Source organism: Actinomadura sp. BRA 177 (genome assembly GCF_013372625.1).
GTDB lineage: Bacteria > Actinomycetota > Actinomycetes > Streptosporangiales > Streptosporangiaceae > Spirillospora.
Map to the genome: position 1 here is coordinate 1 of NZ_JABXFD010000323.1, position 21698 is coordinate 21698.

At 72.2% G+C, this 21698-nt stretch carries 22 protein-coding genes; 16 read left to right on the forward strand and 6 right to left on the reverse strand.

Annotated features, from left to right (window positions below):
- Window positions 1-200: hypothetical protein (locus HUX53_RS40055; protein WP_217919507.1), on the reverse strand; the 200-nt coding region annotated here is incomplete at its 3' end.
- Window positions 201-374: 174 nt separating this feature from the next.
- On the opposite strand from HUX53_RS40055, the gene uvrC reads away from it, so the two are divergent.
- From uvrC to whiA, 4 genes are all read left to right on the forward strand, one after another.
- Complete coding sequence (uvrC, locus tag HUX53_RS16455) at window positions 375-2369, forward strand: excinuclease ABC subunit UvrC (RefSeq protein WP_176404082.1); 1995 nt, start codon at window positions 375-377, stop codon at window positions 2367-2369.
- Window positions 2366-3244 (forward strand): RNase adapter RapZ, encoded by an 879-nt coding sequence (gene rapZ / locus HUX53_RS16460; RefSeq protein ID WP_176404083.1) that lies wholly within the window; start codon window positions 2366-2368, stop codon window positions 3242-3244. Before uvrC ends, rapZ begins: the two co-directional genes overlap by 4 nt.
- Before the next feature lie 37 nt (window positions 3245-3281).
- Entirely contained in the window at window positions 3282-4259 is a 978-nt protein-coding gene (yvcK, locus tag HUX53_RS16465; protein ID WP_176404084.1) for a uridine diphosphate-N-acetylglucosamine-binding protein YvcK, read from the forward strand.
- A 61-nt stretch (window positions 4260-4320) separates the two neighbouring features.
- Window positions 4321-5301 carry a DNA-binding protein WhiA gene (whiA, locus tag HUX53_RS16470; RefSeq protein ID WP_176404085.1) on the forward strand — a complete coding sequence of 327 codons (981 nt, stop codon included), beginning with the start codon at window positions 4321-4323 and terminating at the stop codon, window positions 5299-5301.
- Between the two features lie 5 nt (window positions 5302-5306).
- On the opposite strand, the gene HUX53_RS16475 is transcribed toward whiA, so the two are convergent.
- Entirely contained in the window at window positions 5307-6605 is a 1299-nt protein-coding gene (locus HUX53_RS16475; RefSeq protein WP_255205320.1) for a hypothetical protein, read from the reverse strand.
- A gap of 35 nt (window positions 6606-6640) precedes the next feature.
- Here HUX53_RS16475 and HUX53_RS16480 point away from each other — a divergent pair, with 35 nt between their 5' ends.
- Window positions 6641-7843 carry an RNA-guided endonuclease TnpB family protein gene (locus HUX53_RS16480; RefSeq protein WP_176404086.1) on the forward strand — a complete coding sequence of 401 codons (1203 nt, stop codon included), beginning with the start codon at window positions 6641-6643 and terminating at the stop codon, window positions 7841-7843.
- Window positions 7844-7874: 31 nt separating this feature from the next.
- On the opposite strand, the gene HUX53_RS16485 is transcribed toward HUX53_RS16480, so the two are convergent.
- Together HUX53_RS16485 and HUX53_RS16490 are read right to left on the reverse strand one after the other, a co-directional pair.
- On the reverse strand, window positions 7875-9155 hold the full coding sequence (locus HUX53_RS16485; protein WP_176404087.1) for a hypothetical protein: 1281 nt from the start codon (window positions 9153-9155) through the stop codon (window positions 7875-7877).
- A complete protein-coding gene (locus HUX53_RS16490; protein ID WP_176404088.1) occupies window positions 9152-9898 on the reverse strand; it encodes a hypothetical protein in 747 nt (248 codons plus the stop codon). Before HUX53_RS16490 ends, HUX53_RS16485 begins: the two co-directional genes overlap by 4 nt.
- A gap of 246 nt (window positions 9899-10144) precedes the next feature.
- On the opposite strand from HUX53_RS16490, the gene gap reads away from it, so the two are divergent.
- The 8 genes from gap (at window position 10145) to glyA (ending at window position 17295) form a co-directional block, all read left to right on the forward strand.
- Window positions 10145-11149, forward strand: coding sequence for a type I glyceraldehyde-3-phosphate dehydrogenase (gene gap / locus HUX53_RS16495; protein ID WP_176404089.1), 1005 nt, complete (start codon window positions 10145-10147; stop codon window positions 11147-11149).
- A 78-nt stretch (window positions 11150-11227) separates the two neighbouring features.
- On the forward strand, window positions 11228-12415 hold the full coding sequence (gene pgk, locus HUX53_RS16500; RefSeq protein ID WP_176404090.1) for a phosphoglycerate kinase: 1188 nt from the start codon (window positions 11228-11230) through the stop codon (window positions 12413-12415).
- A 3-nt stretch (window positions 12416-12418) separates the two neighbouring features.
- Complete coding sequence (gene tpiA / locus HUX53_RS16505) at window positions 12419-13213, forward strand: triose-phosphate isomerase (RefSeq protein WP_176404091.1); 795 nt, start codon at window positions 12419-12421, stop codon at window positions 13211-13213.
- Window positions 13214-13353: 140 nt separating this feature from the next.
- Window positions 13354-13596: a preprotein translocase subunit SecG gene (secG, locus tag HUX53_RS16510; protein ID WP_176404092.1), complete on the forward strand. Its 243-nt coding sequence runs from the start codon at window positions 13354-13356 to the stop codon at window positions 13594-13596.
- A gap of 81 nt (window positions 13597-13677) precedes the next feature.
- A complete protein-coding gene (locus HUX53_RS16515) occupies window positions 13678-14046 on the forward strand; it encodes an RNA polymerase-binding protein RbpA (RefSeq protein ID WP_176404093.1) in 369 nt (122 codons plus the stop codon).
- Window positions 14047-14388: 342 nt separating this feature from the next.
- Window positions 14389-14859: an Lrp/AsnC family transcriptional regulator gene (locus HUX53_RS16520; protein ID WP_176404094.1), complete on the forward strand. Its 471-nt coding sequence runs from the start codon at window positions 14389-14391 to the stop codon at window positions 14857-14859.
- A 130-nt stretch (window positions 14860-14989) separates the two neighbouring features.
- On the forward strand, window positions 14990-15940 hold the full coding sequence (locus tag HUX53_RS16525) for a DMT family transporter (RefSeq protein WP_176404095.1): 951 nt from the start codon (window positions 14990-14992) through the stop codon (window positions 15938-15940).
- An 83-nt stretch (window positions 15941-16023) separates the two neighbouring features.
- On the forward strand, window positions 16024-17295 hold the full coding sequence (gene glyA / locus HUX53_RS16530; RefSeq protein ID WP_176404096.1) for a serine hydroxymethyltransferase: 1272 nt from the start codon (window positions 16024-16026) through the stop codon (window positions 17293-17295).
- Here the strand turns inward: glyA and HUX53_RS16535 are convergent.
- Window positions 17292-18074 carry a bifunctional 2-polyprenyl-6-hydroxyphenol methylase/3-demethylubiquinol 3-O-methyltransferase UbiG gene (locus HUX53_RS16535; protein ID WP_176404097.1) on the reverse strand — a complete coding sequence of 261 codons (783 nt, stop codon included), beginning with the start codon at window positions 18072-18074 and terminating at the stop codon, window positions 17292-17294. The genes glyA and HUX53_RS16535 overlap by 4 nt on opposite strands.
- Window positions 18075-18190: 116 nt before the next feature.
- On the opposite strand from HUX53_RS16535, the gene HUX53_RS16540 reads away from it, so the two are divergent.
- The 3 genes from HUX53_RS16540 to HUX53_RS16550 are packed head-to-tail and all read left to right on the forward strand — an operon-like array spanning window position 18191 to window position 20935.
- Window positions 18191-18862: a carboxymuconolactone decarboxylase family protein gene (locus tag HUX53_RS16540; protein WP_176404098.1), complete on the forward strand. Its 672-nt coding sequence runs from the start codon at window positions 18191-18193 to the stop codon at window positions 18860-18862.
- The gene (locus tag HUX53_RS16545; RefSeq protein ID WP_176404099.1) at window positions 18855-19451 is read left to right on the forward strand and encodes a GNAT family N-acetyltransferase; all 597 of its coding nucleotides are present in this window, start codon (window positions 18855-18857) and stop codon (window positions 19449-19451) included. The genes HUX53_RS16540 and HUX53_RS16545 overlap by 8 nt, the downstream gene beginning before the upstream one ends.
- Window positions 19452-19501: 50 nt before the next feature.
- On the forward strand, window positions 19502-20935 hold the full coding sequence (locus tag HUX53_RS16550; RefSeq protein ID WP_176404100.1) for an FAD-binding oxidoreductase: 1434 nt from the start codon (window positions 19502-19504) through the stop codon (window positions 20933-20935).
- On the opposite strand, the gene HUX53_RS16555 is transcribed toward HUX53_RS16550, so the two are convergent.
- Window positions 20922-21689 (reverse strand): isocitrate lyase/phosphoenolpyruvate mutase family protein, encoded by a 768-nt coding sequence (locus tag HUX53_RS16555; RefSeq protein ID WP_176404101.1) that lies wholly within the window; start codon window positions 21687-21689, stop codon window positions 20922-20924. The two genes, HUX53_RS16550 and HUX53_RS16555, sit on opposite strands and share 14 nt — an antisense overlap.
- Between the last annotated feature and the right edge of the window lie 9 nt (window positions 21690-21698).

The following is a 21698-nucleotide window of genomic DNA, read 5'->3' on the forward strand; positions in this document are numbered from 1 at the left end:
CTGGTCCACCGCCGCTCGCGGGCTGTCTGACAGCAGGCGAAGGGAGGGCGGCCAGTGGAAGTGGCTGGAAGCCTGGCGCCCGCCCCCCCCCGGCCAGCGCTCCGCGCCCGGCCGGCGAGCAGCCGCCGCCCGGCCTCCACGGCGATCACGGACGTGGCGACGACGGCCGCCAGGACGATCCATGCCCAGAGCGCGGACACGTGCGCAACGACCTCCCCGGTTGATCGGAAACCTCCGCCCGACCTTCCTTTTCCTGTCGCTTTGCTGTCATCCGACCATGAAAGGGAGATCTATGTCACCCCGTACCGTCCGCCCGGCCGGGACGGGACGCGCGGAAGCCCGGCCTGTCGGTACCGCCCACTAGGCTGCTGAGCGTGGCAGATCCGGCGACCTACCGACCCGCACCGGGCTCGATCCCGGAGTCCCCCGGGGTGTACCGATTCCGCGACGAGCACGGCCGGGTCATCTACGTGGGCAAGGCGAAGAGCCTGCGCTCGCGCCTCGGCTCCTACTTCGCCGACTTCTCGTCGCTGCACCCCCGGACGCAGACGATGGTGCAGACCGCCGCCCGGGTCGACTGGACGGTCGTCGGCACCGAGGTCGAGGCCCTCCAGCTCGAATACTCCTGGATCAAGGAGTTCGACCCCCGGTTCAACGTCCGCTACCGCGACGACAAGTCCTACCCGTACCTCGCCGTCACCCTGAACGAGGACTTCCCGAGGGTGATGGTGATGCGCGGCGCGAAGCGCAAGGGCGTGCGCTACTTCGGGCCGTACTCGCACGCGTGGGCGATCCGCGAGACGGTCGACCAGCTGCTGCGCGTGTTCCCCGTCCGGACGTGCAGCGCCGGCGTGTTCAAGCGGCAGCACCAGCTCGACCGCCCCTGCCTGCTCGGCTACATCGGCAAGTGCTCGGCGCCGTGCGTCGGCCGCGTCTCACCGGACGAGCACCGCCTCCTCGCCGAGGACTTCTGCGACTTCATGGCGGGCAACACGACCCGGTTCATCAGGCGCCTCGAACGCGACATGCGCGAGGCCGCCGCGTCCCAGGAGTACGAGCGCGCCGCCCGCCTGCGCGACGACATCCGGGCGCTGGAGCGCGCGCTGGAGAAGCAGGCCGTCGTCCTGCCCGACAGCACCGACTGCGACATGATCGCCTTCGCCGAGGACGAACTGGAGGCGGCCGTCCAGGTGTTCTACGTGCGCGGCGGCCGCATCCGCGGGCAGCGCGGCTGGGTCGTCGACAAGGTCGAGGAGGTCACCACCGCCGACCTCGTCGAGAACTTCCTCATCCAGATCTACAGCGAGAGCGAGTCGGTGCCGCGCGAGGTCCTCGTCCCGGCGCTGCCGCCTGAGGAAGAGGCCATGACCGAGCTGCTGTCCGAGCAGCGCGGCGGGCCGGTCCGGCTGCGCGTCCCGCAGCGCGGCGACAAGAAGGCGCTGCTGGAGACGGTCGCGCGCAACGCCCACGAGGCGCTCAAGCAGCACAAGACGCGCCGCGCGTCCGACCTCACCACCCGCAGCCGCGCCCTCCAGGAGATCCAGGACGCCCTGGAGCTGGACGAGGCGCCGCTGCGGATCGAGTGCTACGACGTCTCCAACCTGCAGGGCACGAACGTGGTCGCGTCCATGGTCGTGTTCGAGGACGGCCTGGCCCGCAAGAGCGAGTACCGCCGGTTCACGATCAAGGCGGTCGAGGGGCAGGACGACGTCCGCTCCATCCACGAGGTGATCACCCGGCGGTTCCGCCGCTACCTCGCCGAGAGCGAGAAGATGGGCGAACTCGACCACCTGGGCGACCCCGACGAAGAGGGCGCGCACCAGCCGATCGACCCCGAGACCGGCAGGCCGCGCAAGTTCGCCTACCCGCCCAACCTGGTGATCGTCGACGGCGGCGCGCCGCAGGTCGCCGCCGCGCAGCGCGCCCTCGACGAGCTGGGCGTCGACGACATCGCGGTCTGCGGGATCGCCAAGCGGCTGGAGGAGCTGTGGCTCCCCGGCGAGAGCGATCCCGTCATCCTGCCGCGCAACAGCGAGGGCATGTTCCTCGTCCAGCGGGTACGCGACGAGGCGCATCGTTTCGCCATCACCTTCCACCGGCAGCGGCGGTCCAAGTCCATGACGGTCAGCGAACTCGATAACGTTCCGGGTCTGGGCCCGGCGCGGCGCGCGGCGCTGCTGAAGCACTTCGGCTCGCTGAAGCGGCTGAAGGACGCGACGCCCGAGCAGGTCGCCGAGGTCCCGGGGATCGGCATGCGCAGCGCCGAGGGCATCGTGGCGGCGCTGCACGGCGGCGCCGTCCCGGCGCGCGAGGGCGCGGGCCGGGGCACGGGCGAGGGCGACGGGGAGCACAGGGGGAGACGGGCATGACCAGCGAGACCAAGATCCCGGACATCGTGATCGTCACCGGCATGTCCGGGGCGGGCCGCAGCACCGCGGCCAAGTCCCTGGAGGACCTCGACTGGTTCGTGGTCGACAACCTGCCGCCGGGACTGCTCGCCACGATGGCCGACCTCGGCGGCCGGGTGAAGGACGCGGTGCCGCGCATCGCCGTCGTCGTGGACGTCCGCAGCCGCGCCTTCACCGAGGACCTGCACTCCTCGATCGCCGAGCTGGAGGCGCGCGGCGTGCACCCGCGCGTGGTGTTCCTGGAGGCGAGCGACGCCGACCTGGTGCGCCGGTTCGAGAGCGTCCGCCGCCCGCACCCGCTGCAGGGCGACGGCCGGCTCGTGGACGGCATCGCCCGCGAGCGCGAACTCGTCCGCGAGGTCCGCGCCGAGGCCGACCTGGTGATCGACACCAGCGGCCTCAACGTGCACGAGCTGCGCAACAAGATCATCGGGTTCTTCGGCAACGACACCGGCGAGTCCAGCCTGCGCGCGACCGTCGTGTCGTTCGGCTACAAGTACGGGCTGCCGGTCGACGCCGACCTCGTCGTCGACTGCCGGTTCCTGCCGAACCCGCACTGGGTGCCGGAGCTGCGGCCGAAGACGGGCCGCGACACCGCCGTCCGCGACTACGTGCTCGGGCAGCGCGGCGCCAAGGAGTTCCTGGACGCCTACTCCGAGGTCCTGCGGCTGCTCTCCGACGGCTACGAGCGCGAGGGCAAGCACTACGTGACGCTCGCCGTGGGATGTACCGGCGGAAAACACCGTAGTGTGGCCATGGCGGAACAGATCGCCGCCCGGCTGCGGGACGAGGGCATCGAGGTGCAGGTCGCCCACCGTGACCTCGGCCGCGAATGACCATCCGCGGCTCCCGGACGAGGAGAGACACGGCACGGTGAAGCACCCTGGCCCAACGGCGGGCCCGAAGGTCGTCGCGCTCGGCGGAGGCCACGGCCTGTACGCCTCGCTGTCGGCGCTGCGCCGCGTCACCGACCGGCTGACCGCGGTCGTCACCGTCGCCGACGACGGCGGCTCCAGCGGCCGGCTGCGCCGCGAACTCGGCGTGCTGCCGCCCGGCGACCTGCGGATGGCGCTCGCCGCCCTCTGCGGCGACGACGAGTGGGGCCAGACCTGGCGCGACGTCGTCCAGCACCGGTTCCGCAGCGACGGCGACCTCAAAGAGCACGCCGTCGGCAACCTGCTCATCGTCGCGCTGTGGGAGCTGCTCGGCGGCGCGGACGCGTCCGGCTCCACCGTCGCGGGCCTCGACTGGGTCGGGCGGCTGCTCGGCGCGCACGGCCGCGTCCTGCCGATGGCGGCCGTCCCGATGGACATCGTCGCCGAGGTGCGCGGCGCCGACCCGTCCCGTCCCGACGAGATCACCCACGTCAAAGGGCAGGTGGCGTGCGCGAAGACGCCCGGCAGCGTGCTGGGCGTGTCGCTGGTGCCCGCCGACCCGCCCGCGTGCCCGGAGGCCCTCGCCGCCGTCGAGGACGCCGACTGGATCGTGTTCGGCCCCGGCTCCTGGTTCACCAGCGTCCTGCCGCACCTCAAGGTCCCCGCGCTGGCCCGCGCCCTCACCACCGCCCGCGCCCGCCGCGTCGTCGCGCTCAACCTCGCGCCGCAGCCCGGCGAGACCGACGACTTCTCGCCGCAGCGGCACCTGGAGGTCCTGCAGGCGCACGCCCCGGACCTGCGGGTGGACGTCGTCGTCGCCGACCGCGGCGTGGTGGACGACCCGGCGGCGCTCGACAAGGCCGTGCAGGCCCTCGGCGGCCGGCTCGTCCTCGCCGACGTCGCCGCCGACGACGGCTCGCCGCGTCATGAACCCGCCCGCCTGGCCCAAGCCTTGGTACAGATTTTCAGCGAGTGACATCCCAGGTGGCCCGCATCGGCCACACTGCTGGGAGTCCGATAGGGGGAGGGTTCATCAGATGGCGATGACCGGTGTGGTCAAGGACGAGCTGAGCAGGCTCACGGTCATGAAGCCGTGCTGCCGCAAGGCCGAGGTCTCGACGCTGCTGCGGTTCGCGGGCGGCCTGCACCTGGTCAGCGGGCGGATCGTGATCGAGGCCGAGATCGACACCGGGGTGGCGGCGCGGCGCCTGATCAAGGACATCGCGGAGGTGTTCGGGCACACCTCCGAGGTCGTCGTGCTCGCGCCGAGCGGCCTGCGCAAGGGCAACCGCTACGTCGTCCGCGTCTTCCGGGACGGCGAGTCGCTCGCCCGGCAGACCGGCCTCATCGACGGCAACGGCCGGCCCGTCCGCGGCCTGCCCCGGCACGTGGTCGCGGGGGCGGCCTGCGACGCCGAGGCGGCCTGGCGCGGCGCGTTCCTCGCGCACGGCTCGCTCACCGAGCCCGGCCGGTCCATGTCCCTGGAGGTGACCTGCCCCGGCCCGGAGGCCGCGCTCGCCCTCGTCGGCGCCGCCCGCCGCCTCAAGATCCACGCCAAGGCCCGCGAGGTCCGCGGCGTCGACCGCGTCGTCGTCCGCGACGGCGACGCCATCAGCGCCCTGCTCACCCGGCTCGGCGCGCACGACAGCGTGCTCGCCTGGGAGGAGCGCCGGATGCGCCGCGAGGTCCGCGCCACCGCCAACCGGCTCGCCAACTTCGACGACGCCAACCTGCGCCGCTCCGCCCGCGCCGCCGTCGCCGCCGGCGCCCGCGTCGCCCGCGCCCTGGAGATCCTCGGCGACGACGCCCCCGACCACCTCGTCAACGCCGGCCGCCTCCGCCTGGAGCACAAGCAGGCGTCCCTGGAGGAACTCGGCCAGCTCGCCGACCCGCCGCTCACCAAGGACGCCATCGCCGGCCGCATCCGCCGCCTCCTCGCCATGGCCGACAAGCGCGCCACCGACCAGGGCATCCCCGGCACCGACGCCAACCTGACCGCCGACATGCTCGCGCCGTAGGCGGCTCAGTCGCCGCGCAGGACGCGGTGGATGAGGTCGTCGCGAAGTTGGCCGTACCCGGTCTCGGCCCAGACGCTCTGGGCCGGGTCGGCCTCGAAGTAGGGGACGTCGCGGCCGTCGCGGCGGTCCATGAGGATGTCGGGGGTCTCCTTCGCGCGGGCGGCGCGGGCGCAGGCGCGGCATGCGTGCACGCGCAGGCGGCGCCGGGAGCCGATCGGACGCCAGTCGATCTTCGCGGCGGCGTCGCCGTGCAGCGGGTTGAAGAAGCACAGCGGGCTGGGCGGGATCTCCGGCCTGCCCTTCGCCACCGCCCGCGCGGAGGCGAGCGCGTCGCGGCCCTGGTCGAGCAGGACCAGGACGCCGGCCAGGTCGGGGACGCCCCGCGCCGCGTCCAGCGTCTTGCCCGCCGCCTGGTAGGCGTCCAGCGCCGTGGTCATCAGCGCGTCCGTCCGCTCCCCGGCGCGGACGTCGGTCTCGTCCAGCAGCTCGCCGAACGCGATGACCTCGCGGGACGCCTGCTCGCGGAGCTGGTCCTCGTTCGCGCGCTTGGCGGTGGAGAAGACCGTCCGGGGCAGGAGTAGCGCGCTGCCCTCGCGGCGGACGGACGCCATGCGGCGGCGGCGCCACAGCACGAGGCCCGCGACCCCGGCGGCGGCGACGCCCGCCGCGCCCAGCGCGACCGGGAGCACGGGCGAGCCGCCGTCGGTCCGGCCGAACTCGTTGGGACGCCGTTCCTTGGCGCGCTTGTCGATCTCCGCCGACTGGCGGTCGTACTCCTTCTTGGCGTTGCCGGACAGCATCAGGTCGGCGATGCGGTCGAGCCGGGTCGACACCGACGTGTCCCGGTAGGAGCGGTCGAAGGACACCGCCCAGGCGGCGTAGCGGGCCTGGTGGTCGCCGCCGAACTCCTTCGCGCGCAGGTCGTCCCCGATGTCGCTGAACGTGATGTAGACGCCGTCCTTGCCGAGCCGTTCGTGTACGACGGTCGCCAACTGCTCGTCGTCGCTCCACGTACCGCCCTTCACCAGCGGGACGAGGACGACGAACACGGGCACGGGCAGCTTGCCGAACTTGGTGATGAGCCGCTCGCGGTCCGCCTGCGGCAGCGCGGACGCCAGCGACGGGTCGACATAGATGGGGGAGCGCCGCAGCGCCGCGGCCAGCCGCTCGCCGGGGGACGGTTCACCTGAACCTCCGAAGGATGCCGCGCCCTTCAGGCCGGGGAGGGATTCGGAATCCGCCGGGAGCGTCCCGGCGCAGCCGGGACGGACCAGGAACCGGGCTCGATAACATCGGAAAGTCATCGTACGGACACCCAACGCGAGTAAAGTGAGGGGGCATGCGGACCGCGTACAAGTGCCGGGCCTACCCCGACCCCGAGCAGGCGGCGATCTTCGCCCGCACGTTCGGCTGTATCCGCCTGGTGTGGAACAAGACCCTCGCCGAACGCCGCCGCGCCTGGCATACCGACCGCACACCCACCACCTACAAGCAGACTGACGCCGCGCTCACCGCGTGGAAGAAGACACGAGAGTCGGCGTTCCTGTCGGAGGTGTCCAGCGTTCCGTTGCAACAGGCCCTGCGGCACCAGCACGCCGCGTTCGTCAACTTCTTCGCCGGCCGTGCCCGCCACCCGCGCTTCAAAACCCGCACCGGCCGCCAGTCCGCGCACTACACCCGCTCGGCGTTCCGCATGCGCGGCGGCGAGCTGTGGATGGCCAAGACCACCGCGCCGTTCGCGTTCGTGTGGTCTTTTGAGGACGTGAACCCGGCGGCACTGGACCCGACGATGGTGGTGGTCTCGCGTGCCACGGACGGCCGCTGGTATGTGACCTTCGCCGTGGACGCCGACACCCCCGCCCCCATGCCTGCCGCCGGGCACGAGATCGGCATCGACCTGGGGGTGAAGGACTTCGCTGTGACCTCGGACGGGACCCGTATCGCCAACCCCCGCCACCTGGCGCGCAAGGCGGCGAACCTGGCCCGCTACCAGCGGCGGATGGCCCGCAAGCGGCCCAGCAGCAACAACCGGCGCAAGGCCAAGACCAAGGTCGCCCGCTCCCACCGCAAGGTCCGCAACGCCCGCCAAGACTTCCTGCACCGCACCAGCACCACCCTCGTCCGCCAGGCGGACGTCATCGTGATCGAAGATCTCGCGGTTGCCAACATGGTCCGCAACCACAGGCTCGCCCGCGCCATCAGCGATTGCGGGTGGGGCGAGTTCCGACGCCAGCTGGAGTACAAGGCCGCGCGTGCGGGACGCGTCCTGGTAGTGGTCGACCGGTGGTATCCCTCGTCCAAGACCTGCTCGGCCTGCGGGTACCTGCTTGAGAAGCTGAGTTTGTCCACCCGGCACTGGACGTGTCCGGGCTGCCGCACCCGGCACGACCGGGACGTCAACGCGGCCAAGAACATCCTTGCGGCTGGTCGAGCCGTAGCCGGGGCAGGCCCCGGCGATGTCTGTGGAGCTGATGTCAGACGGCAAGGGCCCTCCCTTCCGCAGTCGGCTGCGAAGCAGAAACCCCCACGGCGCGAGCCGTAGGAATCCCCTTCCCTTCAGGGAGGGGAGGAAGTCAATCGACACCGAGGTACTCCTGGAGGCGCGGGATCAGGTGGTCGCCGCCGGTCCCGAACGCGGTGTCCTTCCAGACACCGGGGACGGCGTAGTGCGGGCGCGGACCGTCCGGGCCCTGGACCCTCAGCGTCCGCTGGTCCAGTGCCGTCATGGTCCGGCCGGCGCAGGAGGCGCAGACGGGGCGCTTTCTCGCCGTTCGATCGCCCAGTTGCATCTTCCGGCGCTGCGCCGACTGGCCGTGCAGCGGGTTGACGAAGCACGGGGGAGGCGGCTGCGCGGTCTTCTGGGTGAGCGCCGCCCGTCCCAGCCGGGCCACCACGATCACGCCGGCGAGGTCCAGTGACCGGTCAGGGTCGTCGCCGGCGTCGTCATAGAGGATCTGCGCGACGTCGTAGGCGGACACCGCGTACTCGCGGCCCGGGTTGCCCTCGCTGTCGGCCATCGCGTTCCGCAGCTGGTCCAGCTCCTTGCTGCCCGTGCGGCGCAGCCATTTCACCGACGGCTCGGCCGGCGCGCTGGGATGGGCCTCGACGGCTTCGGCGGCAGCGGCGGGACGGGGCGTGCGGCGGCGGCGCCGGTACGCGACGACGCCGAGGCCGGCGCCGTACAGCGTGGCCCCGGCGAACGGGCCGGCGAGCAGCAGGCCGGTGAGGAAGGGGGCCTTGGTCTCGGGCTCGACCGGCCGCAGCGTGTGCTCCTTCCCGAACGGGTCGGGCGTGGTGTACAGGCGGGGCGTCCGCGGAGCCCTGGACGGCGCGTCCTGGATGATCCGCAGCCGGGTGACGAGCCGGTCGGCCAGGTCGGCGAACCGGTTCTCGGAGTCGGCGGGCCGCTCGCCGCGGTCGTCGTCGATGGACCACAGTCGGCGCGGCACGCCGAACGCCTCTTCCTCGAACCAGGCGGACGAGCTGACCATCAGGTAGAGGCCGTCGCGGCCGAGCCGGTCATGGATCCAGTGCAGGAACACGTCGTCCCGGCCCTGGCTCTCCGACTCCGACTTGTTCGGGATCACCACGACGTAGACGGGCGTGCCGATCGTGCGCGCGGCCGAGTCCATGGCCGCGCGGACGCGGGCGCGTCCGGTCTCGTCCAGCGCCGGGGCCATGTCCGGGTCGACGAAGAGCGGGTCCTTGGCGAGCGCCGCCGCGACCCGGTCCAGCCGGTGCTGCGCGTAGGAGGGGACGGGGGTCGGCTCGCTCGCGGCCGCCGGAGCCGCCGCGAGCAGCGGCGCGACGACCGTCAGGGCCGTGGCGACCAGGATCCGGGTGATGGCGTTCACCGGCGCTTCCCCCGCTTCTTGGCCCGTGCTTTCTTGGCCCGCGCGTTCTTGGTTCGTGCCTTTTCGAGCCGTGCGGCCTTGGCGCGGGCGGCGCGGGCCGCCGATCTCCTCCGCAGCAACAGCAGCAGGAGCAGGACCGCGACGCCGCTGAGCGCGGTGCCGGCGGCGAACATGCTCCATTCCTTCCGGCTCGCCTCGCGTTCCGACCGGTCGCGGGCGTCCAGGGCGATGCGGACCCTCGACTTCGGCCGCGGCCCCGCGTTCTCGCGCCGCTCCCTGGCGTGCCCGGACAGGACGATCTCCACGAACCGCTCGATCGTCGCGACCGCGCCCGCGTCGGTGGGCAGCTCCGAGGTCGCGGCGTACATCGCGTCCTTCACCGGGAGCGTCGCGTTGCCGTACTGGACGGCGGAGAACCCCGTGCTCGTCGGATCGGCCACGATGTAGACCCCCGGACGGCCGAGGCTGTCGTGCAGCAGCGGGACGAGGTCCTCGGTGCCGTACCGGTCGACGAGCATGGCCGGCGTCACCGCGACGTAGGCGGGCACACCGAGCCGGGCGACCGCCTTCTTGATCCGGACGGCCGCGTCCGCCGGCAGCGCCCGGGGTGCGTGATCGGTCACATAGACGGGGTCGCGGCGCAGTTCGGCGGCGATGCGGTCCGCACGGCCCACCGGCTTGGCACGCTCCACCGGGGCCGCCGCGGCGGGCCCGGGCAGGCACGCGAGCAGAACGCCGATCACCAGGACAGACCACCCGCGCCACATGGAGGGCGAGTGTAGTGATGATCGACGAATGCCGTGAGCTGGGGTGCAGGCGGGGAAATCCCCCAGGCGGGGGACGGCCGGTTCACCCGTGAAAACCCACGCGACCGCTGTCGGGCTACTCGTGAGTCATTGGATAGGGTCGAGGGTGGGGGAGAACCCCGGATCCACCGTAGTTAACAATCCGGGCAAACCGGGCGATACGACGTGAGGGAGAGCCGTTCCGTGACCATCCGAGTAGGCATCAACGGTTTCGGCCGGATCGGCCGCAACTTCTACCGCGCTGTCAAGGCGAGCGGGGCCGACATCGAGATCGTGGCGGTCAACGACCTGACCGACAACGCCACGCTCGCCCAGTTGCTCAAGTACGACAGCATCCTCGGCCGTTTCCCCGAGGACGTGCGCGCCACCGCCGACGAGATCGTCGTGGGCGGCAAGGCGATCAAGGCGTTCGCCGAGCGCGACCCCGCCAACCTGAAGTGGAGCGATGTCGGCGCCGACATCGTCGTGGAGTCGACCGGTTTCTTCACCGACGCCACCAAGGCCAAGGTGCACGCCGACAACGGCGCCAAGAAGGTGATCATCTCCGCGCCGGCCAAGAACGAGGACGTCACCCTCGTGCTCGGCGTGAACGACGACAAGTACGACCCGGCGCAGCACACGGTGATCTCCAACGCGTCCTGCACCACCAACTGCCTGGCCCCGCTGGCGAAGGTGCTGCACGACAGCTTCGTCATCGAGAAGGGCCTGATGACGACGATCCACGCCTACACGCAGGACCAGAACCTGCAGGACGCGCCGCACAAGGACCTGCGCCGCGCCCGCGCCGCCGCGCTGAACGTCGTGCCGACCTCGACCGGCGCCGCCAAGGCGATCGGCCTCGTGCTGCCCGAGCTGAAGGGCAAGCTGGACGGCTACGCGCTGCGCGTGCCGGTGCCGACCGGCTCCGCCACCGACCTCACCGTCAACGTGGGCCGCGAGGTCACCGTCGAGGAGGTCAACGAGGCGTTCCGCACCGCCGCCGAGGGCGCGCTGAAGGGCTACCTCACCTACACCGAGGACCCGATCGTCTCCAGCGACATCGTCACCGACCCGGCGTCCTGCATCTTCGACTCCGGGCTGACCAAGGTCATCGGCGACCAGGTCAAGGTCGTCGGCTGGTACGACAACGAGTGGGGCTACTCCAACCGCCTCGTCGACCTCGTCAAGCTCGTCGGCTCGCAGCTCTGACAGGACTCGTCACCGCCGTGGCCGCGCGGGAACCGCGCGGCCACGGCGCGGCCGTGTACGGAAGGACATCGCATCCCGATGCGCACCATTGACGATCTCGACGTCGCCGGTAAGAAGGTGCTCGTCCGCGCGGACCTCAACGTCCCGCTGCAGGACGGCGCCATCACCGACGACGGGCGGATCCGGGCCAGCCTCCCGACGATCGAGGCGCTGCGGGCCAAGGGCGCCAAGGTCATCGTCTGCGCCCACCTCGGCCGTCCCAAAGGCCAGGTCAAGCCCGAGTTCTCGCTGGCGCCGGTCGCGAAGCGGCTCGGTGAGCTGCTCGGCGCGGACGTGGCGTTCGCGTCCGACGTCGTGGGCGACTCCGCCCGCGCCGCCGCCGAGGGCCTCGCGGACGGCGGCGTCGCGCTGCTGGAGAACCTGCGCTTCGAGCCGGGCGAGACCAGCAAGGACGACGCCGAGCGCGGCGCCCTCGCCGACCGGCTGGCCGCGCTCGCCGAGATCTACGTCGGGGACGGGTTCGGCGCCGTGCACCGCAAGCACGCGTCCGTCTACGACGTGCCGCAGCGGCTCCCGCACGCCGCCGGCGGGCTGATCGCCGCCGAGGTCGAGGTGCTGAAGAAGCTCACCGAGGACGTCGAACGCCCCTACGCGGTCGCGCTCGGCGGGTCCAAGGTGTCCGACAAGCTCGGCGTGATCGACAACCTGCTCGGCAAGGCCGACCGCATCCTGATCGGCGGCGGCATGGTGTTCACCTTCCTCAAGGCCCAGGGCCACGAGGTCGGCAAGAGCCTCCTCGAAGAGGACCAGCTCGACACCGTTCGCGACTACCTGCGGCGGGCCGAGGAGGCCGGCGTCGAGTTCGTGCTGCCCGTCGACATCGTCGCGGCCACCGCGTTCGCGGCCGACGCCGACCACGATGTGGTCGCCGCCGACGCGATCCCGGCCGACCGGCTCGGCCTCGACATCGGCCCCGAGTCCGGCAAGCTCTTCGCCTCGCGTCTCGCCGACGCCCGGACGATCTTCTGGAACGGCCCCATGGGCGTGTTCGAGATGGAGCCGTACTCGCACGGCACCCGCGCCGTCGCGCAGGGCCTCATCGACTCGGGCGCGTTCACCGTGGTCGGCGGCGGCGACTCCGCCGCGGCCGTCCGGCAACTCGGCTTCGACGAGGCCGCCTTCTCCCACATCTCGACCGGCGGCGGCGCCAGCCTCGAATACCTCGAAGGCAAGACGCTGCCCGGCCTGCAGGCCCTGGAGGACTGACCGATGGCCCCCGCGAACCCTTCCCGCAAGCCGCTGATGGCCGGCAACTGGAAGATGAACAACAACCACCTTGAGGCGATCGCGCTCGTCCAGAAGATGGCGTTCGCGCTCAAGGACCCCGACTACGACGCCGTCGACATCGCCGTGATCCCGCCGTTCACCGCGATCCGCTCCGTGCAGACGCTCGTCGACGCCGACAAGCTCGGCGTCCAGTACGGCGCGCAGGACGTCTCCCAGCACGTCTCCGGCGCCTACACCGGCGAGATCGCGGCGTCGATGCTCGCCAAGCTCGGCTGCTCCTACGCCGTCGTCGGGCACTCCGAGCGGCGCCAGTACCACGCCGAGGACGACGCGGTCGTCAACGCCAAGGCCAAGGCCGCGCTCGCCGCCGACATCACCCCGATCCTGTGCATCGGCGAGGGCCTGGAGGTCCGCAAGGCCGGCGACCACGTCCGGCACTGCCTCGCCCAGCTGGACGGCGGGCTGGAGAAGATCCCCGCCGACCAGGTGCGGCGCACCGTGATCGCCTACGAGCCCGTCTGGGCGATCGGCACCGGCGAGGTCGCCACCCCGCAGGACGCGCAGGAGGTCTGCGCCGCCATCCGGACGCGAATCGCCGAGCTGTACGACGGCGGAGTGGCCGACGAAACGCGTATCCTGTACGGCGGCTCGGTCAAGAGCGGCAACGTCGCCAAGCTCATGACGCAGGCCGACGTGGACGGCGCCCTGATCGGTGGTGCCAGCCTGGACCCGGGAGAGTTCGTCAAAATCTGCCGGTACCGGGATCTCCCCGTCTGATCAAAACTGATCAATTCTGTTTGAACTGGGGGTTCTTGCCGAACCAGCGGGTCGTTCGTCGTACCCTTCGTAGCTGACGGGTAAACCCGCCCGGCTCGACCCTCCGTCCCCGGACCTACAGACAAAGGCGTTGAAGAACCGTGATCATCGCATCGTCCATCGTGCTCATCGCCACGAGCCTGCTGATGGTGGTCCTCGTCCTGATGCACAAGGGCAAGGGCGGCGGACTGTCGGACATGTTCGGCGGCGGCGTGTCGTCGTCCCTGGGCGGGTCGTCCGTGGTCGAGCGGAACCTCGACCGGCTGACCGTCGGGGTCGGGGTGCTCTGGTTCGCCTCGATCGTCGTGCTCGGACTCCTGTTCAAGCACAAGGGCGTCGGCTGAGCCACCCGTCTGACACATGCGATCACCGCCCCGTCCCAGGAGGTCACGGACGGCGGCGGAACACCGAGCGAGGAGTTATCCGTGGGTAGTGGCAACGCGATTCGGGGCAGCCGTGTCGGGGCCGGTCCGATGGGAGAGGCGGAGCGCGGCGACGCCGCCCCCCGAGTCTGGGTGACCTTCTACTGCGCCAACCGGCACGAGACCCGCCCCAGCTTCGCGACGGACGTCGCGGTCCCCGAGACCTGGGACTGCCCGCGCTGCGGGTTCCCCGCCGGCCAGGACTCGGAGAACCCCCCGGCGCCGCCGAAGACCGAGCCCTACAAGACGCACCTCGCGTACGTGAAGGAGCGGCGCAGCGACGAGGACGGCGAGGCCATCCTGGAGGAGGCCCTCGCCAAGCTGCGGCAGAAGCGCGCCGCGGTGAAGCGCGCCATGGAGGCTGCAAGATAATTTCCTGGGGGGCGACCCTGCTAGCCCAGGGGGGCGCCCCCCTGGAACCCCCGTCAGCGACGCAGGCGATCCTCACGCCTTGTTTCGGTCGTTGTGCCCGTTGCGGTTTGCGCGGCGCTGCGGTCGCCTGCGTCGCCGGGCATGCCCGCTGCGCTCGCTAGCGCTCGCTCCGCGTGCCTGCCCGTGTTCCGTGGCTGAGGTTCTTAGTCCAAGAGGGGACGAGTCGTACTCGTTCCCTCTTGGACTTTCTTGTTGGTCGAATAATGTTCGGGGGAGAGGGCTTTCGGGCGTGGTTTGCGTGCGGGAGTTCGGCTTCGAGCGGTGAGTTCGGGAGGAGCGGCGGTGGACGCGGTCGATCAGGCGATCCTGCGGCGGTTGCAGCGGGACGGGCGGCAGACCAACCGGGAGCTGGCCGAGGCGGTGGGGATCGCGCCGTCTACGGCCCTGGAGCGGACGCGGGCGCTTCGGGCGCGGGGCGTCATCACCGGGTTCCATGCGGCCGTGGACTTCGAGCGGCTCGGGCGTGGTGTTCAAGCGTTGATCTCGATCCGGATCCGGCCGCAGTCGCGGGAGGCGATCGAGTCGGCCCGGGACGGTGTGGCCGCGATGCCGGAGGCCGTCGGCGTCTTCGTCGTCACGGGCAACGAGGACCTGCTCGTGCACGTGGCCGTGCCGAGCACGGCGTACCTGCGCGACTTCGTGCTCGACCGGCTCGCGCGGCGCAAGGAGTTCGTGGACGTGCGCACCATCGTCGTCTATGACTACGTCCAGCCGGTGGAGCAGGCCGAACTTCCAACGGCCGACGGTCGGTAAGGCCGAACGTTCTGTGAGCGGCGGGGGGCTCTCCGGCGTCCCGGCGAATGATTGGCGGGTAGCTTCTCTCTTGTCGAACGAACTGCGGTTGTGAGGTGGACCTGCCGCACATTCTTCTAGCTTCGGTCGTATGGATCGACGAAGTACTGGATCTGGGGCGCTGCTCATCCTCGCGGCTGGGGTGCTCTGGGGGACGGTCGGGCCCGCGCAGGTGCTCGCTGGGCCGGAGGCGAGTCCGGTGGGTGTCGGCGGGGCCCGGATCTTCTCGGGTGGGCTGATCCTGGGCGGGCTGGTGCTCGTGATGAACCGGCGGGCCTTCCTGGCGCTGACGCGGCGGACGTGGTTGCCGGTCTTGGCGGCCTCCGTTGCGACCGGGGTCTTTCAGGCGGCGTTCTTCAGCGCGGTCGACCGCACCGGTGCTGCCGTCGCGACCGCCGTGGTGTTCGGGTTGGCGCCCGTCTCGACGGGGCTGTGCGAGCGGCTCGTGCTGGGGGCGCGGCTCAGCCGCAGGTGGTGGGCGGGGACGGCGTGCGCCGTCGGTGGTGTCGCGCTTCTGACGATGCCCGGGTCGGCCGTCCACGTCGACCCGGTGGGGATCCTGTTGAGCCTCGTCGGCGGGACGTGCTTCGGCGTCTACACCGTGTCCGCGAAGGTCCTCACCGGACGGGACATGGGGATGGCCGCCGCGGTGTCGGTCACGCTGCTGATCGGGGGAGCCGCCCTGCTGCCCTGGACGCTCGCGGAACTGCCGGCGCTCGCCGAGCCCCGTTCGGCGGTGCTGGTGGCCTGGCTCGGGATCGCCGCGACGGCGGCGGCGTACATGTTCTTCGTGACCGGGCTGGGGCGCGTGTCCGCCGCGACCGCCGGGACGCTCAGCCTCGCCGAGTCACTGGTCGCCGCGGGGCTCGCCATCGTCGTCCTCGGCGAGCGCATGTCGGTGCCGGTCGCGGCCGGGTCGCTGCTCCTGCTCGGCGGGCTGTTCGTCGTATCCGTCCCCGCGCGGGCGCGGGCGGCTCGGTATGATGGCGCGCACGTGACTGGCGCAGTCAAGGTGGAGCAGACCACCGGGGAGCGAAACTAGTCCGCACGCCGCGCGCCTGGGTGTACGGGTCCCCTTCGCCGGGGCGCCCGAAAGTCCCGGCGCGAGCAGCGCGGAGGCTCACGATGCACCAACCGCCCGTCCCCCATCTGCACGACCGGGATCCCGAGATCGCCGGGCTGGTCGAGGCCGAGGCCCGCCGCCAGTACGAGAAGATCCGGCTGATCGCGTCCGAGAACTACGTGTCGCCGGCCGTCCTGGAGGCCACCGGGTCGGTCCTGACCAACAAGTACTCCGAAGGCTACGCGGGCAAGCGGTACTACGAGGGGCAGCAGAACGTCGACCCGATCGAGCTGCTGGCCATCCAGCGGGCGAAGGAGGTCTTCGGCGCCGAGCACGCCAACGTCCAGCCGTACTCGGGGGCGCCCGCGAACCTGGCCGTGTACATGGCGTTCCTGGAGCCGGGCGACCCGGTGATGGGCCTGTCGCTGCCGATGGGCGGGCACCTCACGCACGGCTGGTCGGTGTCGGCCACCGGCAAGTGGTTCCGTCCCGTCCGCTACGACGTGCGCGCCGACACCGGCCGGGTCGACATGGACCAGGTGCGCGACCTGGCGCTGAAGGAGCGGCCGAAGGTCATCTGGTGCGGCGGCACCGCGATCCCGCGCACGATCGACTTCCCGGCGTTCGCGGAGATCGCCCGCGAGGCCGGCGCGGTCCTCGCCGCCGACGTCGCGCACATCGCCGGCCTGATCGCCGGCGGCGCCCACCCGTCCCCGGTCGGGCACGCGGACGTGATCACCACGACGACGCACAAGACGCTGCGCGGCCCGCGCGGCGCCATGATCCTGTCCACGGCCGAGCACGCGAAGGCGGTCGACAAGGCGGTCTTCCCGGGCCTGCAGGGCGGCCCGCACGACCATACGACCGCCGCGATCGCGGTCGCGCTGAAGGAGGCGGCGCAGCCGGACTTCTCCCGGTACGCGCGGCAGATCGTCGCGAACGCGCAGGTGCTGGCCGCCGCGCTGACCGACCGCGGCTACGACCTGATCTCCGGCGGCACCGACAACCACCTCATCCTGATCGACCTGACGGGCAAGGGCGTCGCGGGCAAGCCCGCCGCGCAGGCCCTCGACCGCGCCGGGATCGAGCTGAACTACAACGCCGTCCCGTTCGACCGGCGCAAGCCGTTCGACCCGTCCGGGATGCGGCTCGGCACCGCCGCGATCACCACCCGCGGGCTCGCCGAGGACCAGATGCCGCAGATCGCGGCGTGGATCGACGAGGTCGTGCAGGCCACCGCCAAGCAGGACGAGACGGTCGTCGGACGGGTCGCCGGGCAGGTCCGCGAGCTGCTCGCGGCCTACCCGATGCCGGGCTGGGCGCCCGCGCCCTAGGCGCCCCGCAGGATCGTGATCATGCGCCAGGCTTCGGGATCGGTGAGGGCCACGGTGTCCTCGCCGGTCCCGAAGTCGCCGTACCGCGCGACCGCGTCCAGGCCGCCGGCGAGACGGATCGCGGCGTCCAGCTCGGTGGCGGTCCAGAAGCGGTAGGGGACGACGTCGCGGACGACCTGCGTGCCGTTCTCGTCCGTGATCGTCATCGTGACGTGGTCGTCGGCGATCTGGGTGACCGGGTCGAGCCGGTCGCCCGGTTCGCCCCACCGCACGTCCGCCCGCACGCCGTCGCGCTGGACCGTCCAGCCGGTGCTGACGCTCGGTTCGTCGCCGAGGCGGTCGCGCGGATGCGACATCTCCACGATGTAGAGGCCGCCGGGGGACAGGTGCGCGGCGACGCGGCGCAGGTGCGCGACGAACGCGTCCAGCGTCATGAGGTGGGACGTGGAGTCCAGCATGGTCACGATCAGGTCGAACCGGCGGCCCAGGTCGAACCGGGTCATGTCGTCCTGGACGACCTCCACCTCGACCCCGGCGCGTCCGGCCTCGCGGGCGGCGTAGGCGCACATCTGCGGATTGAGGTCGAGCGCCGTCGCCGCCAGCCCGCGCCGCGCGAACTCGCGGGCGTGCTCGCCCGGCCCGGCGGCCAGCTCCAGCACCGTCGCGGGCGCCGCGCCCAGCCCGGCGCACCAGCCGAGCAGGGCGTCCACCTCGTCCGCCACCTCGCGGAACGAGCACGCCAGCTCGTACGCCCAGGGATCGTCATAGATACCGCCCACCCGCCCATCCTGCCAGCGGGCGCGTGTCACGCGGGGGCCACGTCACCCTGCGCCCGGGGTTTCACATTCCGGACCGGGGGTTGAGCCGGTCGCGGCGACCGCCTAGCGTGCGGTAAGTGATCGACCCCGTGAGCGGTGAGCACGTCAACGATCGACCGCGGCGCGGCCCGTCCGCGACCAGGCTGCCACTGCTGCTCCCCGGTTCCCTCAGCGACGAGCAGCGCGCCGTGTACGAGGCGGTGACGGGCGGGCCCCGCGCCGCCGACCGGCCGCCCCCGTTCGGCCTCGCCGACGACATCGGCCGGCTGCACGGCCCCTTCAACGCGATGCTGTACAGCCCGTCCGTGGGCCTGCCGCTGCAGGACCTCGGGGCCGCGCTGCGCTTCCGGACGGCGTTCACCAAGCGCGAGCGGGAGATCGCCACGCTGGTCGTCGCGGCGCACGCCCGGTCCGACTACGAGTGGTACGCGCACGAGCGGATCGGCCGCCGGCACGGCCTCACCGACGCGGAGATGGACGCGCTGCGGGCGGGTCGCGCGCCCATGCTCGGGGACGTCCGCGAACGCGTCGTGTACGAGGCGACCCGGCAGCTCGCCGCCGAGGACGACCTCGCCGACGCCGTGTTCACCGAGGCGGTCGCGACGCTGGGCCGCGCCGCCGTCGTCGAGCTGGTCACGCTCGTCGGCTACTACAAGGCCCTCGCGCTGCAGCTGCGCGTGTTCCGGATCGGCGTGCCGGACGGCGAGGAGGCGCCCGAGTGGCCCGCGGCGGGTGCCGGGGATGAGTGAGGTGCTGCGCACGGTGCGGCTCGCGCTGCACCCGGTGTCGATGCGCGACCACCGCGCGCTGCTGACGCACTGGACGGGGCCGCTCGTCCGGCGGCACCTGTTCGACGACCACATTGTCACGCCCGTCCAGGTCAGCGAGATCATCGAGGCGAGCGAGCGGGACTTCGCGACCGAGGGGTACGGGCTGTGGGCGCTGCGCCCCGCGCGCTGGCCCGCCGGGATCGACGCCGCCGGGACCGATGCCGCCGGCGACCCGCTGATCGGGGTCGCGGGGCTCGGCCACCACGAGGGACCGCTCGGGCGCGGCGTGGACGTCGAGATCCTCTACAGCCTGGAACCGGACCACTGGGGGCAGGGCCTGGCCGCGGAGGCGTCCCGCGCGGTGCTCGACTACGCGTTCGGGGTGGTCGGCGTGCACCGCATCACCGCCGAGATCGACATGGCCAACACGTCGTCGGCGGAGATCGCGCTGCAGCTCGGGATGCGGCGGTGGCGGGACGGCCCCGCCGGCCCCGACGGCGCCGCCTACTACGCCGCGGACCGTTCTCGCTGGATCGGATCCCGTCGAATTGTGGACGCCGTTCCATAGAATCCGTCGCCACCTGTTGATTTCGGTGCGGAATACAGCAGGATGAGCGCATGAGCTCCTCCTCTGGCCGGGCACCCCTCGCGGCCGGTTTCGGCAACGGCGGCGTCTCGTTCTGGTACCGGGCGGCCGGACGTCCCGCGCCCGGCCCCCGGCTCCCCGGCCCGCGCACGGCGGACGTCTGCGTCGTCGGCGCCGGATACACCGGCCTCTGGACCGCCTACTACCTCAAGCGCGCCCGCCCCGACCTGCGGATCGTCGTGCTGGAGCGCGAGTTCGCCGGGTTCGGCGCGTCCGGCCGCAACGGCGGCTGGGTGCTGGGGGAGATCGCCGGGTCGAGGGAGCGCTACGCCGTCCGGCACGGCCGTCCCGCCGCGATCGCGCTGCAACGCGCCATGTTCGGCGCGGTGGACGAGGTCGTCCGGGTCGCCGCCGAGGAGGGCATCGACGCCGGCCTGGTGAAGGGCGGCGTGCTGCACGTCGCCCGCAACGCCGCGCAGCGCGCCCGGCTCGCCGCCATGGTCGACGAGGCCCGCGAGTGGGGCTGGACGGACGGCGACCTCGTCCCGCTGCCCGCCGCCGAACGCGACGACCGGCTCCGCGTCGAGGGCGCGACCGGCGCGGCGTGGAGCCCGCACTGCGCCCGCGTCCAGCCCGCCGACCTCGCCCGCGGCCTCGCGTCGGTGGTCAGGGGCCTCGGCGTCGACATCTACGAGGGGACGCCGGTCGTCCGGATCAACCCGCGCCGGGGCGGCGCGGCCTCCGCCGTCACCCCGTACGGCACCGTCACCGCCGGCTACGTGCTGCGCGCCACCGAGGGCTTCACCGCCGGGCTGCCCGGCCACCGCCGCGACTGGCTCCCGATGAACAGCTCCATGATCGTCACGACGCCGCTGCCCGCCGTGACCTGGAAGGCGATCGGCTGGGAGCGCCGCGAGCTGCTCGGCGACATGGCGCACTACTACATGTACGCGCAGCGCACCGCCGACGACCGGATCGCCTTCGGCGGCCGGGGCCGCCCGTACCGGTACGGGTCCCGCATCGACGACGGCGGCCGCACCGACCCCGGCACGATCGACGCCCTCTGGACGATGCTGACCACGATGTTCCCCGCCGTCGCCGATGAGGGACGGGTCGACCACGCTTGGTCGGGCGTGCTCGGGGTGCCCCGCGACTGGTGCTCGACCGTCGTCCTTGACCACGAGACCGGTCTCGGCCACGCGGGCGGCTACACGGGGCACGGCGTCGCGACCGCCAACCTCGCGGGCCGAACTCTGCGCGACCTCGTCCTGCGTGAGGACACCGCGTTGACCGCCCTGCCGTGGGTGGACCGCCGCGTCCGCCGCTGGGAGCCCGAACCGCTGCGCTGGCTCGGCGTCCACGCGATGTACGCGCTTTACCGCGCCGCCGACGCGCGCGAGACGGCCTCGGCGTCGGCGAGCACGTCCGCCCTGGCGCGGCTCGCCGACCGGATCACCGGTCACTGACCAGCCGCTGGACGTCCCCGTACGACAGTGCCGGACGGTCGCCGTCCGCCCCGGTGACGTCGAGGGCCGTCGTGACGGCGGCCTGCAGCGCCTTGCGGAACAGCAGCGACCCGGTGCTCACCCGGTGCACGCCCAGCCGCTCCAGCCGCGAGAACTCGGTCTTGCCCGGCAGGTAGAGGACGTTCAGCGGCACGTCCGCCGCCTCCAGCACGGCCCGGATGTCGGCGTCGTCCACGATGCCCGGGACGAAGACCCCGTCCGCGCCCGCCTCGGCGAAGGCCCGTGCCCGCCGCAGCGTCTCGTCCCGGTCGGCGTCGCCGAGCCAGAACGTGTCGGTGCGCGCGTTGAGGAACACCTGCGGCGCGGCCCGCTTCACGGCGCCGATCACGGTGACCTGATGGTCGACGGGCGCGAGCGTCCCGTCGGAGCGTCCGTCCTCCAGGTTGATCCCGGCGATCCCGAACGAGGCCAGCTCGGTGACCAGCTCGGCGACGTCCGCGACCCGGTCGGAGAACCCGCCCTCGATGTCGACGGTGACGGGCACCGGCAGCCGCGACAGCGTACGGGCCAAGGCGAGGGTCTCGTCGCGCGTGACGCCGGTGGCGTCGGTCTTCCCGGCCGCCGCCGCGACGCCGAGACTCGTCGTCCCGACTGCGGGAAACCCCGCCTGGACCAGCGCCGCCCCGCTCGCGAAGTCCCACGCGTTCGGCAGCACCAGCGGACGATCACCGTGGTGCAGCTCTCGGAAGTCCATCGTCGTCCC

Coding starts and splice junctions, on each gene's coding strand:
- glyA (WP_176404096.1), top strand. CDS start 16,024: ATGCACCAACCGCCCGTCCCCCATCTGCACGACCGGGATCCCGAGATC.
- HUX53_RS16545 (WP_176404099.1), top strand. CDS start 18,855: ATGAGTGAGGTGCTGCGCACGGTGCGGCTCGCGCTGCACCCGGTGTCG.
- pgk (WP_176404090.1), top strand. CDS start 11,228: ATGCGCACCATTGACGATCTCGACGTCGCCGGTAAGAAGGTGCTCGTC.
- HUX53_RS16475 (WP_255205320.1), bottom strand. CDS start 6,605: ATGACTTTCCGATGTTATCGAGCCCGGTTCCTGGTCCGTCCCGGCTGC.
- HUX53_RS16550 (WP_176404100.1), top strand. CDS start 19,502: ATGAGCTCCTCCTCTGGCCGGGCACCCCTCGCGGCCGGTTTCGGCAAC.
- rapZ (WP_176404083.1), top strand. CDS start 2,366: ATGACCAGCGAGACCAAGATCCCGGACATCGTGATCGTCACCGGCATG.
- HUX53_RS16525 (WP_176404095.1), top strand. CDS start 14,990: ATGGATCGACGAAGTACTGGATCTGGGGCGCTGCTCATCCTCGCGGCT.
- HUX53_RS16480 (WP_176404086.1), top strand. CDS start 6,641: ATGCGGACCGCGTACAAGTGCCGGGCCTACCCCGACCCCGAGCAGGCG.
- HUX53_RS16555 (WP_176404101.1), bottom strand. CDS start 21,689: ATGGACTTCCGAGAGCTGCACCACGGTGATCGTCCGCTGGTGCTGCCG.
- tpiA (WP_176404091.1), top strand. CDS start 12,419: ATGGCCCCCGCGAACCCTTCCCGCAAGCCGCTGATGGCCGGCAACTGG.
- whiA (WP_176404085.1), top strand. CDS start 4,321: ATGGCGATGACCGGTGTGGTCAAGGACGAGCTGAGCAGGCTCACGGTC.